The 210-nt window shown below is 73.8% G+C and carries 1 pseudogene; it reads left to right on the plus strand.

The features are described 5' to 3' along the window. Positions 1-210: pseudogene (locus BN358_RS27105) on the plus strand (hypothetical protein); the annotation flags it as partial.

Consider the following 210-nt stretch of genomic DNA (forward strand, 5'->3'; position numbering starts at 1 on the left):
GCCCTGCGGCATCTCCGACGCCGGGGTCACCTCGCTGGCCGAGGAGCTGGACGGCCCGGTGCCCTCCCTGGTCGAGGTGGGACGGGCGCTCGAACCGCACCTGACCGAACTGCTCGCGTTCACCCCGTTCGAGCAGTCGGGTGACCTGCACCCGCCGGTGTTCCCGCTGCCCGGGGAGTCCGCGGCAGCCGACGCGGCCTTACGAAGGCC

Source organism: Sedimentibacter sp. B4 (assembly GCF_000309315.1).
Lineage (GTDB): Bacteria > Bacillota > Clostridia > Tissierellales > Sedimentibacteraceae > Sedimentibacter > Sedimentibacter saalensis.